Here is a 13,739-nt window from a genome sequence, read left to right on the forward strand (position 1 = left end):
GCCAGGGGCGCCGAGCAAGAGCCGCCTCGCGGCGATGGCGCCGTCCCCCTCCCTCGCGAAGCGAGTAGAGAGGGGGAAGCCGCGCAGCGGCTCAGGGGGTTCAAAGAGTCCTGGCGATGATCTCCTTCATGATCTCGTCGCTCCCCCCGTAGATGCGCCCTATGCGCGCATCGGTCCAGGCGCGGCCGATCTGGTATTCGGTCATGTAGCCGTAGCCCCCGTGCAGTTGCAGGAATTCGTCGAGCAGGCGGTTTTGCAGCGCCGTGGCATTGAGCTTGACCATGGCCGCCCGGTCGGGGGCGAGCGCGCGGCGCAGGTGCAGGGCGATGCAGTCGTCCACGAAGACGCGCAGCATGGTGGCCTGGGCCTTGGCCTCGGCCAGCTTGAAGCGCGTGTTCTGGAAGTCGAACACGGGCTGGCCGAAGGCCTTGCGCTCGCGCGTGTAGGCAATGGTCTTGTGCAAAAAGGCCTCGATGGAGGCGGCCGCGCGCACGGCCACCACCAGGCGCTCCTGGGCCAGTTCGTGCATCAGATACCTGAAGCCCGCGTTCTCCTCGCCCAGCAGGTGGTCGGCCGGCACGCGCACGTTGTCGAAGAACAGCTCCGAGGTGTCCTGCGCCATAAGGCCGATCTTCTCGAGCTTGCGGCCCTTGGAGAAGCCTGGCATGCCGTCCTCGACCACGATCAGGGACACGCCCTTGGCACCCATCTCGGGCGCGGTCTTGGCGACGACGATGACCAGCTCCGAATTGATGCCGTTGGTAATGAAGGTCTTCTGGCCGTTGAGCACGTAGTGGTCGCCCTCGCGCCGCGCCGTGGTGCGCACGGACTTGAGGTCGCTGCCCGCGCCGGGCTCGGTCATGGCGATGGCGCCGATCAGCTCGCCTGCGGCCATGCGCGGCAGCCAGCGGTCCTTCTGGGCCTTGCTGCCATAGGCATGGATGTAGGGCGCGACGATGTCCGAATGCAGCGGAAAGCCCAGCCCGCTGGCGCCCGTGCGCGCGATCTCCTCCAGCAGCACGGCGGCATGGCCGAAGTCGCCGCCGCCGCCGTAGGGCTCGGGCAGCATGGGGTTGAGCAGGCCTTCGCGTCCGGCCTTGCGCCAGACCTCCTTGGGCACGATGCCCTGGCGCTCCCATTCGGCATGGTGGGGGACGATCTCGCGCTCGAAGAAGCGGCGGGCCTGCTCGCGGAACTGTTCATGGTCTTCGCGGTAGACGGAGCGCTCGGTCAGGTCTTGCATGGGTCGGTATCCGGTGGTTGTCGGTGAGGAAAGACGGTGAAGGGCGGTTCAGGCGCTGCGCAGGTTGAAGCCCGCGTGCGGCTGCTCGCGCAGCCTGTCCTTGAGCACGCGGCGCAGCAGCTTGCCCGTGGGCAGGCGCGGCAGCTCGTCCACGAACTGCAGGCGCTGCGGGCGCTTGAGGCGCGACAGCGTGGCGCCGGCCTCGGCGACGATGGCGCGCGCCATCTCGGCGCTGGCCGCATGGCCCTGGCGCAGCACGACCACGGCCATGGGCTGCTCGCCGAAGTCGGGCTCGGGCACGCCGACCACGGCCACCTCCTGCACGGCCGGGTGCGTGGCCAGCGCGTTCTCTATCTCCTGCGGATAGAGGTTGACGCCGCCCGACAGGATGAGGTCGGCCCGCCGGTCGCTGAGGAAGAGGTAGCCCTCCTCGTCCACATGGCCCAGGTCGCCATAGGTGGCCCAGCCGCGCTCGTCGATGGCCTCGCGGGTCTTGGCGGGGTCGTTGAGGTAGGCGAAGGGCGCCACGTCCGAGAAGAACACGCGGCCGATCTGGCCCGCAGGCAGCTCCTGCCCGTCGTCGCCCACGATGCGCAGCCGACCGTAGCTGGCGCGGCCCACGGAGCCTGGACGCCGGCGCCATTCGGCGGAGTTGATCAGGGTGATGCCGCAGCCTTCGGAGCCTGCGTAGTACTCCAGCAGGATGTCGCCCCACCAGTCCAGCAGCGCCTGCTTGACGGCCACCGGGCAGGGCGCGGCCGCATGGATGGCGCAGCGGTGGCTGGACAGGTCATAGCCGTGCCGCACCTCCTCGGGCAGCTGCAGCAGGCGGCCCAGCATGGTCGGCACCCACTGGCTGTGGGTGATGCGGTAGCGCTCGATCATGGCCAGCGCCTGCTGGGCGTCGAAGCGCGCCGTGATCACCACCGCGCCGCCGCCGTCCAGCGTGCGCAGGCAGTAGCGCAGCGGCGCTGCGTGGTACAGCGGCGCGGGCGAGAGGTAGACCGCGTCGGCATCAAAGCCCATGTTGCGCTGCCAGGCCAGGAATTCGGGGTCGGCCTGCGTGCGGTAGAGCGCCGCCGGCAGCGCCTTCTTGATCCCCTTGGGCCGGCCCGTGGTGCCGGAGGAATACAGCAGGTCGCGCCCCAGCGGACGGCTGGACAGGTCGATGGGCGCGGGCGCCTGCGCACGCCAGGCGGCCAGGGCATCGGCCAGCGACGGCAGGCCCGTGGATGCGCAGTCTCCGTCCACCGAATGCACGGTCGCGGCCAGCGCGGCCGGCAGCTGCGCCGCCGTGGCGGCCGAGGCAAAGACATGGCGCGCCCCGCTGTCGCCCAGGATGTAGGCCACCTCGGGCGCCGTCAGGTGGGTGCTGATGACCACCGCGTACAGGCCCGCCAGGCGCGCGGCCAGCACCAGCTCCAGGATCTCCACGCGGTTTTCCATCAGCACGGCCACCGTGTCGCCGGCCGCCAGGCCCTGCCCTGCCATCCACTGCGCCACCTCGCGCGAGCGCTGCGCCAGCGCGCCCGCCGTGTGCTGCTGGCCGCTGTCGCCCATGGTCAGCGCAACGCGGTCGGGCCGGGCATCGGCCCAGCTGTGAAAGTCATGCACGCCTGTCTCCTTTGCTTTTTTGAATCCGCCGTCTCGAATTCATCGGGTTTTCAGCAAGTATTTTTGTTTACGCTCGGTTTTTCATCCGGGAAAACGCTTTGTTCAATGCAAATTTCGAGACTTATCATTCATTTCATGAACCTTCAGTCTCATTAAATCCGCATGAACACACCCGTCATCGTCGATGCCATCCGCAGTCCCATGGCCCGGGCCAAGCCCGATGGCGCCCTGGCCCAGCTCCACCCCGTCGATCTGCTCAGCCAGGTGCTGGATCAGCTCGTGCAGCGCAACCGCATCGACCCCGGCGCGGTGGACGATGTGATCACCGGCTGCGTGAGCCAGGCCGGCGAGCAGGCGGGCACGCCGGGCCGCCTGGCCTGGTTGGCCGCAGGCCTGCCGGCCCATGTGCCGTCCACCACCATCGACCGCAAGTGCGGCTCCAGCCAGCAGGCGGTGCACTTTGCCGTGCAGGCCATCATGTCGGGCACGCAGGACATGGTGATCGCCTGCGGCGTGGAGTCCATGAGCCGCGTGCCCATGGGCAGCTCGCGCATGGGGCAGAACACCACGGGCGCGCGCTTCGATGCGCGCTTTGCGCCGGGGCTGGTGGGCCAGGGCGTGTCGGCCGACCTCGTGGCCGCGCGCTGGGGCCTGGGCCGCGAGGAACTGGATGCCTATGCCGCGCGATCGCACCAGCGCGCCCATGCGGCCCAGTCGGCCGGGCACTTCGAGCGCGAGATCGTGGGCATCACCACGCCTGCCGGCCTCGTCAAGGCCGACGAGACCATCCGCCCGGGCACCACGGCGCAGAAGCTGGGCGCGCTCAAGGCCGTGTTCCAGAACGACGAGCTGTCGGCGCGCTTTCCGCAGATCCGCTGGCACACCACGGCGGGTAATGCCTCGCAGATGACCGACGGCGCCAGCGCCATGCTGCTGATGAGCGAAAAGCGCGCCCAGCAACTGGGCCTGCGCCCGCGTGCGCGCTTCGTGGCGCTGGACGTGGTGGGCGACGATCCGCTGTACATGCTCACGGCCCCCATTCCCGCCACGCGGCGCGTGCTGGCCAAGGCCGGCATGCGGCTGGAGCAGATGGACCACTGCGAGATCAACGAGGCCTTCGCCTCCGTGCCGCTGGCTTGGCAAAAAGAACTGGGCGCCGACCCTGAGCGGCTGAACCCGCGCGGCGGCGCCATCGCCCTGGGGCATCCGTTGGGGGCCTCGGGCATCCGCCTGATGACCACCATGCTGCACGCGCTGGAGGACAGCGGCGCGCGCTATGGCCTGCAATCCATGTGCGAGGCCGGCGGCATGGCCAACGCCACCATCATCGAACGCCTGTGAGCCAGGCACCGGAGACACATCCATGCAACTGCAAGAGAACATGACAGCCCTGGTGACGGGCGGCGTATCGGGCCTGGGCGAGGCATCGGCCCAGGCGCTGCTGGAACGCGGCCTGAACGTGGTGGTGGTGGACCTGAACGAGGACCGCGGCGCAGCCATGGTGGACGCCGCACGCCAGCGCCACGGCAGCCGCCTGCGCTTCGTGAAGGCCGACGTGGCCGACGCCGACCAGATGGCCGCCGCCATTGCGGCCGCCGAGGACTTCGGCGAGTTCCGCGCCCTGGTGCACTGCGCGGGCGTGGGCGGGCCGCTGCGGCTGGTGGAGAAGGACGGCAGCCCCGGCTCGCTGGACAAGTACACGGGCATCGTGCGCGTGAACCTGATCGGCACCTTCAACACGCTGCGCCTGGCCGCCGCCAGCATGGCGCGCAACGAGCCTGTGCAAGGCGAGCGCGGCGCCTGCGTGCTCACGGCCTCGGTGGCGGGCTACGAGGGGCAGATCGGCCAGATTCCCTACGCCTCGGCCAAGGCCGGCATCATCGGCATGACCATCGTCGCCGCGCGCGACCTGGCCACGCGCATGATCCGCGTGTGCACCATTGCGCCGGGCCTGTTCGACACGCCCATCCTGGCCAAGCTGCCCGACAACATCCGCCAGTCGCTGGCCGCCTCCGTGCCCAACCCCGCACGCCTGGGCCACCCGTCCGAGTACGCGATGACCGCGCTGCACATTCTTGAAAATCCCATGCTCAATGGTGAGACGATTCGCCTCGACGGCGCCATCCGCATGAGTCCTCGCTGAGCGCCTTCCGGGCCTCGCAAAACCCAAGGCGCACAGAGGAGACACCATGTTCAAACGCCTCACGCTGGCGGCGGCTGCCTGGCTGTGCGCCACGGCAGCCATTGCAGCCGATGCCTGGCCCACGCGGCCCATCACCCTGGTCGTGCCGGGCGCGGCCGGGGGCTCCACCGACATTCCCGCGCGGCTGCTGGCGCTCAAGCTGGGCGAGCGGCTGGGCCAGCCCGTCATCGTGGACAACAGGCCCGGCGCGGGCGGCTCCATCGGTGCCAGCCAGGTGGCACGCGCGCAGCCGGACGGCTATACGGTGCTGGTGGGCAACACGGGCTCCAACGCCATCAACTACACGGCCTACAAGAAGCTGCCCTACAGGCCCGAGGACTTCGTGGCGCTGACGGACATGATCTCGTTTTCCAACGTGCTGGTCGTGCCGCAGGCATCGCCGGTGCGCTCGCTGGAGGATCTGCTCAAGGCCGCGCGGCAGGCGCCGGGCAAGCTGTCGTTCTCTTCGGCCGGCGTGGGCCAGACCACGCACCTCATGGGCGAGCTGCTGCGCGAGCGCACGGGCGTGGACGTGGTGCATGTGCCCTACCGTGGCTCGGCACCGGCGACGGCGGCCATCGTCTCGGGAGAGACGCAGTTCATGTTCGACAACCTCACGGCCTCGCTGGTGCATATCAAGGCGGGCAAGCTGCATCCCATCGCCGTGACCGGCGCGCAGCGCGAGCCCGAGTTGCCCGAGGTGCCCACCGCCACCGAACTGGGCCTGCAGGACTTCGACAAGGTCGGCTGGATGGGTTTCTTCCTGCCCGCGCAGACGCCGCCCGCCGTGGTGCGCAAGCTCACCGACGGCCTTGTCGCCGTGCTCCGGGACCCCGAGGTGGCGCGCCGCTACCGCGAGCTCGGCGGCCGCCCTGGCGGCATGCCGCAGGCGCAGTTCACCCAGCTGGTGGACAACGACCGCAAGAGCTGGGGCGCGCTGATCACCAGCCGCCAGCTGCAACTCGACTGAACTGATTTCGACGGAGACACCATGAAGGTGCTGGACAGCGTGCGCGTGCTGGAGATTGGCGGCATCGGCCCGGGGCCATTCTGCGCCATGCATCTGGCGGACCTGGGGGCCGATGTGGTGTCCATCGTGCGGCCCGAGGCGGAACCCGCAGCCACCTCAGCCGCCTCCGCGCTGTCGCGCGGCAAGCGCTCGGTGTTCGCCGATCTCAAGTCGCCCGAAGGGCGTGACCTGGTGCTGGCCCTGGTGCGCGATGCCGATGCGCTGATCGAAGGCATGCGGCCCGGCGCCATGGAGCGCCTGGGCCTGGGACCCGAGGCCTGCCAGGCCCTCAACCCGCGCCTGGTCTATGGCCGCATGACGGGCTGGGGCCAGGACGGCCCGCTGGCCCAGGCAGCCGGCCACGACAACAACTATGCGGCCGTCTCGGGCGCGCTGTGGGGATGCGCGCCGGCCGATGCCCGGCCGGTCTCGCCCTTTGCCACGCTGGGCGACATCGGCGGCGGCGCCATGTACCTGATGACGGGGCTGCTGGCCGGCATCGTGCAGGCACGCACCACGGGGCGCGGCACGGTGGTGGATGCAGCCATCGTCGATGGTGCGGCGCACATGCTCAACCTCATGCTGCACGCGCGCCAGCGCGGGCTGGTGGCCGACGAGCGCGGCAACAGCATCCACGACAGTGCGCCGTTCTACGAAACCTATGCCTGTGCCGATGGCGGCTTCATCACCGTGGGCGCCATCGAGCCGCAGTTCCACGCCCTGCTGCTGGACAGGCTGGGCCTGGCCGGTGCCGCAGCGTTCCAGGGCCCGCAGTGGGACCGCGCCGCCTGGCCCGCGCGGCGCGCGCAGCTGCAGACGCTGTTCGCCTCCCGGCCCCGCGCGCACTGGCAGCAATTGCTGGAGGGCAGCGATGCCTGCTTCGGCGCCGTGCTCAGCCCTGTGGAAGCCGCCAGCCATCCGCACCTTCAGGCGCGTGGCGTCTATCTGCAGCCCGAAGGCGGCGCCCTGCAGGCCAGCCCTGCGCCGCGCTTTGACGGCCAGGCCTATGCGCCGGGTCCTGCAAATGCCGCAGGCTCCGACACCGCCAGCGTGCGGGAGAAGGTGAGCGCAGGGCGCGCGCAGGAAGTCTGGCGCAGCGCCCGCTGATTCACGAGAGGCTGGAAGCGCCCAGCATGCCCTCGACCAGGCGCACCAGCGTGATCAGGCGCGGCCCGGCATCGCTTTCCAGCGCGCGGCTCTGCGGGCTGTAGATGGGCAGGGAGACCGAGAACACCCAGTACTCGCCGTCCTTGGCCGTGGACATGGGCACGGCAATGGACTGGATCTCGCGGTGCAGGTCGCCGTGGCTGCGGCAAAAGCCGTGCTCGGCCAAGTCGCGCCGCGCATCGTCGAGCCGCTCGCGCAGTTGCTGGGCGCGTGCGGGATCGTCGGCCTGCAGTTCCGCGATGAAGGCTTCGCGCTCGGCCTCGGGCAGGCTCAGCAGGTAGGCGCGGCCCGTGGCGGTGCGCGACAGCGAGATGTGCACCCCGATCTCGGGCAGGAAGACCTTGTTGGTCAGGCCGTTGGCCAGCTCCACCAGGCACAGCTGGCGGCCGTGGCCGACGGCCAGCTGGATCTGGCCCTCCAGGTGATTGGCCAGCTCCTGCATGTGCGGCCGCGCGAACTGGCGCATGTGCATGCGCGCCAGCACGGGCGAGGACAGGTTCAGCAGCCCCACGCCCGGCACGTACTTGGACAGGCGGTCCGAGTAGCGCATCAGGTTCAGTTCGCACAGGGTGTCGATCAGGCGGAACAGCGTGGGCTTGGGCAGGCCCGTCATGTCCATCAGTTCACGGGCGCTGAGTTCCTGGTGCTTGTTGGAAAAGCACTGCAGCACGGAGATGCCGCGCACCAGGGCGGCCACCAGCTTGCCACTGTCTTCTGTGTTCATGAATGGTTTTCGGCACTGCTAAAGATGAAACGATTGTCTCAATTTTCCGGCTGCCAAGCGGCAAATCCACCGGCCTTGCCGCAGTGCAAACCCTGGCGCCCCTGCCGGCCGGCGCAAGTGGCCAGTCCTGGCACGGCACAATTGCCGCATCCGGCTGGCGTTGCGCGCCAGCCACTCACTTTCCAGAGCCTGCCGTGTCCGAACCGTCCTTCGCCGTCCCGCCTACCGAGCCGCCAGACTACGACGCCTTTTTGCGCGCCCATGTGCTGAGCCAGCCCCTGAGCATCCAGCGCTATGACCGGGAAGACGAAACCATCTGGGTCAAGCGCGCGGGCGCCAGCAATCCGGCATGGCGCTATCGCGCGCTGGCCCTGCTCGCCTTGTGCCTGCGCCTGCCCGTGCTGCGGCCCGTGCCCAATCCCGGCGGCCACGAAGCCATCCGCACCGAGGTGCGCCGCCTGCGCCAGCTCGCGCAGCGCGGCCTGCGCGTGCCTGCCGTGCTGGCCGAGTGCGAGGACGGCTTTGCCATGCGCCACCTGGGCAGCCCCGGCGTGGAGGCGCCCTCGCTGGGCAATGCCATGGAAGCCGCCCTGCCCCGGGGGGATGGCAGCACGCTGGCGCTGTGGCTGCAGGGCCTGCAGACCCTGCAGCAGGTGCATGGCAGCGGCGACTGCCTGAGCCAGGCCTTTGCGCGCAACATGGTCTGCTGTGCCGATGGCGTGATCGGCTTCATCGACTTCGAGGACGACCCCGCCGCCCACCTGCCCCTGGCGCTGTGCCGCGTGCGCGATGCCCTGTGCTACGCCCACTCCACGGCCTGGATACTGGAGCAGGCCGGCGCCATGCCGGCCGCGCGCACGGCTTGGCGGGATTTCGTGCAGTCCATGGAGCCCGAAACCCGCGCCCTGATGGCGCGCACCGTGAAACAGCTGGCCTGGGTGCGCCGCCTGCCCGAAAGCCGCCGCCTGGGCCGCGACATGCAGCGCGTGCGCATGGCCTACACGCTGGTGACGCCGTAGCGGCAGCGGCCTGAAGGCCTCAGCCGGGCAGATGGCCCAGCGAGGCGCTGACGCGCGCCGCTTCGGCGCGCAGGGCCCGGGCCACCGCGCCCTGCGGGTCCGGGTCGAAGCCGCCGCTGGCGCCCAGCGCGCACAGCACGCCCACCACATGGCCCGTGTAGTCGTGCAGCGGCGCCGCCACGGCGCTGATGCCCGGCAGGTTGACGTCGCGCACCGAGGCGCAGCCCGCAGCGCGGATCTCGCGGCGCAGCGTGCCCAGCGGGTCCGCGCCATCGAGCAGCGCGCGCCGCGCGGCCGGCGCCTCGTCCAGCTCCCGGGCCAGCAGCGCATCCACGCGGGCATCGTCGTCCATGAAGGCGAAGAAGGCGCGCCCCGTGGCCGACCACAGCAGCGACATCACCGAGCCCACGCGCACATTGACGGTGACCGGCAGGCCCGGCTCCTCGAAGCGCACGATGGTCGGCCCCAGGTTGCCCATCACGGCCACGAAGCTGGTGACCTGCAAGGCCTCGCGCAGGTGCAATAGGGCCGGCTCGGCCAGGCGGATGGGGTCGGACTGCCGCATGGCGGCCAGGCCCACGCGCATGGCCTCGGCCGCCAGCGCGTACTGCGTGCCGCCACGGTCCTGCTCCACCAGCCCCTCGGCCATCAGGCTGGCCAGGTAGCGGTGGACCTTGGCCGGGCTTTCCTCCACCGCGCCCGCGATGGCCGTGAGGCTGGCGCGTCCGCCCAGCGTGGCCAGGGCCTTGAGCACGGCCAGGCAGGTCTCGGCGGCCTGCACGCGCTGGCGCCTTTCGCGCGGCGGCGCGGGCTCGTCAATCTCGGAGGCAGCAGTGGAAGTCATGGCGGCAGGGCGGGTCTGGAAAGGCCTGTTTTAAGGGCTGGCGGGGCATTGTGCCGCAGCTTGCGGGTAATCCCGGGCGGTGTTTTTACGCAATGCGTAGAAAAATTACGCAAAACAAGATTCCATGGATTCCACCCAGGCCTCACCGGAGACAAGCCCCATGCACAAGCGCCTTTTCCTCACCACACTGGCCGCAGGCCTGCTATCGGCCACCGCCCTGCCCGGCGCGCTGGCCCAGGACGGATTCCCCAGCAGGAACGTGCGCTGGATCGTTCCCTACGCGGCCGGCGGCGGCTCGGACTTCCTGGCCCGCACCATAGGCCAGGCCTGGGGCGGCCAGGTGCACCAGCCCATCGTGGTGGACAACCGCCCGGGCGGCAACACGGCCATAGGCGCCTCGGAAACCGCGCGCGCCGCCGCCGATGGCTACACCGTGCTGTCGGCCGACAACGGCACCCTGGTCTTCAATCCCGTGCTCTACAAGAGCCTCAGCTACAACCCCGCCAGGGACCTTGCGCCGGTCACGCTGATGGGCCGCTTCCCGATGATCCTGGTGGCCGGCCCCGGCATGGCAGCGGCCACGGCCAAAGACTTCCTGGCCCAGGCGCGCACCAGCAAGGACGGCGTGAACTACGCCTCGGCCGGTGCCGGCAGCCCGCACCACCTGGCCATGGAACTGCTCAGGGTGGAGGCCGGCCTGAAGCTGGTGCACGCACCCTACAAGGGCGCGGCACCGGCCCTGGGCGACGTGGCTGGCGGCCAGGTGCCCGTGATGATGGTGGACCTGGCCGCGGGCGCAGGCTTCATCAAGGGCGGCAAGGTCCGCCCGCTGGCCGTGGCCAACGCCACGCGCCTGCCCCAGTTGCCCGACGTGCCCACCTTCGCCGAGCTGGGCCTGCCCAAGGTGCAGGCCGCCGCCCTGGTGGGACTGGTGGCCCCCGCCAGGACCCCGGCCCCGGTCATCGCGGCCCTGCACAGGCAGGTCGTGGCCGCGATCAACGAGCCCGCCGTGCGCCAGAAGCTCGTGGATTTCGGCGTGGAGCCCGTGGGCAACACGCCCGAGCAGTTCGCCGCGCTGCTGGCCAGCGAAAGCACGCGCTGGCACCAGCTGATCCGCGACCAGAACATCACTTTGGATTGACCCTCCGCGCCTGCCTGCGAACCTGCCATGACTGCCTCCGCCGCCTCCAACGCCGCCCCGTCCACCTCTGCGCCAGCCTCCGCGCGCTGCCCCTTCGACCACCGCCAGCCCAGCGGCCAGACCGGCCCCACGGGCTGCCCCGTCAGCGCGGGTGCCGCGGCCTTCGACCCGTTCAGCGACGGCTACCAGCAGGACCCGCCCGAATATGTGCGCTGGGCGCGCGAGCAGGAGCCGGTGTTCTACAGCCCGCAACTGGGCTACTGGGTGGTCACGCGCTTCGACGATACCAAGGCGGTGTTCCGCGACAACATCGCCTTCAGTCCCTCGATCGCGCTGGAGAAGATCACGCCCACGGGCGAGGAGGCCAATGCCGTGCTGGCCTCCTACGGCTTCGCGCTGAACCGCACCCTGGTCAACGAGGACGAGCCCGCCCACATGCCGCGCCGCCGCGCGCTGATGGACCCGTTCACGCCCGAGGAGCTGCGCCACCACGAGCCCATGGTGCGCGAGCTCGCGCGCGCCTATGTGGACCGCTTCATCGACGACGGCCGCGCCGACCTTGTGGACCAGATGCTGTGGGAGGTGCCGCTGACCGTGGCCCTGCACTTTCTCGGCGTGCCCGAGGAGGACATGGACCGGCTGCGCGAGTACTCCATCGCCCACACCGTCAACACCTGGGGCCGGCCCCGGCCCGAGCAGCAGGTGGCCGTGGCCCATGCGGTGGGCAACTTCTGGCAGCTGGCCGGCAAGGTGCTGGCCAAGATGCGCGAGAACCCCGATGCGCCGGGCTGGATGCAATACGGCATACGCAAGCAAAAGGAGCTTCCCGAGGTCGTCACCGACTCCTACCTGCACTCCATGATGATGGCCGGCATCGTGGCCGCGCACGAGACCACGGCCAATGCCACGGCCAACGCCGTCAAGCTGCTGCTGCAGCATCCCGGCGCCTGGAAGCAGATCTGCGAGAACCCCGCGCTGATCCCCAATGCCGTGGAGGAATGCCTGCGCCACAACGGCTCGGTGGCCGCCTGGCGGCGCCTGGCCACGCGCGACGTGGTGATCGGCGGCGTGGCCGTGCCGGCGGGCTCGAAGCTGCTCATCGTGACCTCGTCGGCCAACCACGACGAGCGGCATTTCGCCGATGCCGACTTCTTCGACATCCACCGCGACAACGCCGGCGACCACCTGACCTTCGGCTATGGCTCGCACCAGTGCATGGGCAAGAACCTGGCGCGCATGGAGATGCAGATCTTCCTGGAGGAGTTCACGCGCCGCCTTCCCCACATGCGGCTGGCCGAGCAGCGGTTCACCTACGTGCCCAACACCTCGTTCCGGGGCCCCGAGCACCTGTGGGTGGAGTGGGACCCGGCCCTCAACCCCGAGCGCGCCCGTCCCGCCCTGCTGCAGGCGCGCCAGCCCGTGCGCATCGGCGAAGCCCTGCAGGGCGGCGCCAGCCGGCCCATGGTCGTGGCCGAGGCCGAGGCTGCCGCCGAAGGCGTGCTTCGCCTGCGCCTGAAGGCCGCCGATGGACACGCCCTGCCGCGCTGGACGCCGGGCTCGCACATCGACCTGCAATGCGGGGACACGGGCCTGTCACGCCAGTACTCGCTGTGCGGCGACCCGCAGGACACCGGCAGCTACGAGATTGCCGTGCTGCGCGAGGCCAACGGCCGTGGCGGCTCGGCCTGGGTGCATGAGCATCTGCACCGCGGCGCCACCGTACAGCTGCGGGGCCCGCGCAACCATTTCCCGCTGGACGAAGGCGCCAGCCACCTGATCCTGGTGGCCGGCGGCATCGGCATCACGCCCATCTCGGCCATGGCACGGCGCGCCAGGGCGCTGGGCCTGTCCTATGAAATCCACTACAGCGGCCGGCGCCGCGCGGGCATGGCGCTGCTGGCGCCGCTGCTGGCCGAGCATGGCGCCAGGCTGCATCTGTACGTGGCGGAGGAAGGCCGGCGCGCCGACTACGCCGCCTTGCTGGCCACGCCACGCGCCGGAGCCCGCATCCATGCCTGCGGACCGGCGCGCCTGCTGGACGGCCTGGAGGCGGCCAGCCGCCACTGGCCCGAGGACAGCCTGCGCGTGGAGCATTTCGTCTCCACCGTGGGGGCGCTGGACCCTGCCAGGGAGCAGGGCTTCGAGGTGGAACTGCGCGCCTCGGGCCTTGTGCTGCAGGTGCGCAACGACCAGACGCTGCTGGACGCCCTGCGCAGCGCGAAGATCGAAGTGCAAAGCGACTGCCGGGAAGGGCTGTGCGGGTCCTGCGAAGTGCCCGTGCTCGACGGCGAGGTGGACCACCGCGACATGGTGCTCACGCGCGGCGAGCGCGCGGCCTGCACCAAGATGATGAGCTGCTGCTCGCGCGCCAGGAGCGGCCGGCTGGTGCTGGGCCTGTAGCCAGGGTTCGGGCAGCCCGGCGCCCGCAAGCCCGGCGCCCAGAAACACAAAAGCCCCAAGGCCATCATCGGCAATGGGGCGATCGCATCGGTGGGCGCGCTTCAGGGCGCACCTGCCTCCAACCGGATTACTGGTTGGCGATTTCGAGCTCGGCGTTGCGGGCTTGCTGGATGAAATCGATCAGGGAATAGATTGCTTGGCGCATGGTGAACTTCCTTACTGAGACGCTCAACAATCACTGGCGGCATGCATCTCAAGTGCCGCGAATGCCGGGAAAACCCTCTAAGCGTTTACCCTATGTCTAAGTATAAACCACTAGATCCACCCGTGCAAAGGCATAGTTGTAAGCGCACGTCAAGATTCCGCAGAGGCGCCCAACTGCGTCCCAATGTCAGG

The 13,739-nt window shown here is 69.9% G+C and carries 11 protein-coding genes; 7 read left to right on the top strand and 4 right to left on the bottom strand.

From position 1 onward, the window contains the following. Positions 1–100: 100 nt before the first annotated feature. Both INR38_RS16480 and INR38_RS16485 read right to left on the bottom strand, forming a co-directional pair. On the bottom strand, positions 101–1,243 hold the full coding sequence (locus INR38_RS16480) for an acyl-CoA dehydrogenase family protein (protein WP_012202629.1): 1,143 nt from the start codon (positions 1,241–1,243) through the stop codon (positions 101–103). Between the two features lie 48 nt (positions 1,244–1,291). Beyond that, positions 1,292–2,857: an AMP-binding protein gene (locus tag INR38_RS16485; protein ID WP_013804729.1), complete on the bottom strand. Its 1,566-nt coding sequence runs from the start codon at positions 2,855–2,857 to the stop codon at positions 1,292–1,294. 162 nt (positions 2,858–3,019) lie between these two features. On the opposite strand from INR38_RS16485, the gene INR38_RS16490 reads away from it, so the two are divergent. From INR38_RS16490 to INR38_RS16505, 4 genes are read left to right on the top strand one after another with little or no spacing between them, the layout of a single operon-like run. Then, a complete protein-coding gene (locus tag INR38_RS16490; protein ID WP_207442984.1) occupies positions 3,020–4,198 on the top strand; it encodes a thiolase family protein in 1,179 nt (392 codons plus the stop codon). Between the two features lie 22 nt (positions 4,199–4,220). Continuing rightward, entirely contained in the window at positions 4,221–5,000 is a 780-nt protein-coding gene (locus tag INR38_RS16495) for an SDR family NAD(P)-dependent oxidoreductase (protein WP_013804731.1), read from the top strand. A 46-nt stretch (positions 5,001–5,046) separates the two neighbouring features. Beyond that, positions 5,047–6,009, top strand: a complete 963-nt coding sequence (locus INR38_RS16500; RefSeq protein WP_207442983.1) for a tripartite tricarboxylate transporter substrate binding protein — start codon at positions 5,047–5,049, stop codon at positions 6,007–6,009. Between the two features lie 21 nt (positions 6,010–6,030). Further along, entirely contained in the window at positions 6,031–7,155 is a 1,125-nt protein-coding gene (locus INR38_RS16505; protein ID WP_207442982.1) for a CaiB/BaiF CoA-transferase family protein, read from the top strand. 1 nt (position 7,156) lies between these two features. On the opposite strand, the gene INR38_RS16510 is transcribed toward INR38_RS16505, so the two are convergent. Further along, on the bottom strand, positions 7,157–7,939 hold the full coding sequence (locus INR38_RS16510) for a helix-turn-helix domain-containing protein (protein WP_063327609.1): 783 nt from the start codon (positions 7,937–7,939) through the stop codon (positions 7,157–7,159). 194 nt (positions 7,940–8,133) lie between these two features. Between INR38_RS16510 and INR38_RS16515 the strand changes: the two genes are divergently transcribed. Further along, positions 8,134–8,958: a hypothetical protein gene (locus tag INR38_RS16515; RefSeq protein ID WP_065347456.1), complete on the top strand. Its 825-nt coding sequence runs from the start codon at positions 8,134–8,136 to the stop codon at positions 8,956–8,958. A 19-nt stretch (positions 8,959–8,977) separates the two neighbouring features. Here INR38_RS16515 and INR38_RS16520 read toward each other — a convergent pair whose 3' ends face one another. Continuing rightward, positions 8,978–9,802 (bottom strand): IclR family transcriptional regulator, encoded by an 825-nt coding sequence (locus INR38_RS16520; protein ID WP_207442981.1) that lies wholly within the window; start codon positions 9,800–9,802, stop codon positions 8,978–8,980. A gap of 160 nt (positions 9,803–9,962) precedes the next feature. Here INR38_RS16520 and INR38_RS16525 point away from each other — a divergent pair, with 160 nt between their 5' ends. Both INR38_RS16525 and INR38_RS16530 read left to right on the top strand, forming a co-directional pair. After that, positions 9,963–10,943 carry a tripartite tricarboxylate transporter substrate binding protein gene (locus tag INR38_RS16525; RefSeq protein WP_034389537.1) on the top strand — a complete coding sequence of 327 codons (981 nt, stop codon included), beginning with the start codon at positions 9,963–9,965 and terminating at the stop codon, positions 10,941–10,943. A 27-nt stretch (positions 10,944–10,970) separates the two neighbouring features. After that, positions 10,971–13,343, top strand: a complete 2,373-nt coding sequence (locus INR38_RS16530) for a cytochrome P450/oxidoreductase (RefSeq protein WP_207442980.1) — start codon at positions 10,971–10,973, stop codon at positions 13,341–13,343. Positions 13,344–13,739 lie beyond the last annotated feature (396 nt).

It is taken from the genome of Delftia sp. SD018 (assembly GCF_017355445.1).
Taxonomy (GTDB): Bacteria; Pseudomonadota; Gammaproteobacteria; order Burkholderiales; family Burkholderiaceae_C; genus Comamonas; species Comamonas acidovorans.

Coding starts and splice junctions, on each gene's coding strand:
- INR38_RS16480 (WP_012202629.1), bottom strand. CDS start 1,243: ATGCAAGACCTGACCGAGCGCTCCGTCTACCGCGAAGACCATGAACAG.
- INR38_RS16490 (WP_207442984.1), top strand. CDS start 3,020: ATGAACACACCCGTCATCGTCGATGCCATCCGCAGTCCCATGGCCCGG.
- INR38_RS16495 (WP_013804731.1), top strand. CDS start 4,221: ATGCAACTGCAAGAGAACATGACAGCCCTGGTGACGGGCGGCGTATCG.
- INR38_RS16500 (WP_207442983.1), top strand. CDS start 5,047: ATGTTCAAACGCCTCACGCTGGCGGCGGCTGCCTGGCTGTGCGCCACG.
- INR38_RS16505 (WP_207442982.1), top strand. CDS start 6,031: ATGAAGGTGCTGGACAGCGTGCGCGTGCTGGAGATTGGCGGCATCGGC.
- INR38_RS16510 (WP_063327609.1), bottom strand. CDS start 7,939: ATGAACACAGAAGACAGTGGCAAGCTGGTGGCCGCCCTGGTGCGCGGC.
- INR38_RS16520 (WP_207442981.1), bottom strand. CDS start 9,802: ATGACTTCCACTGCTGCCTCCGAGATTGACGAGCCCGCGCCGCCGCGC.
- INR38_RS16525 (WP_034389537.1), top strand. CDS start 9,963: ATGCACAAGCGCCTTTTCCTCACCACACTGGCCGCAGGCCTGCTATCG.
- INR38_RS16530 (WP_207442980.1), top strand. CDS start 10,971: ATGACTGCCTCCGCCGCCTCCAACGCCGCCCCGTCCACCTCTGCGCCA.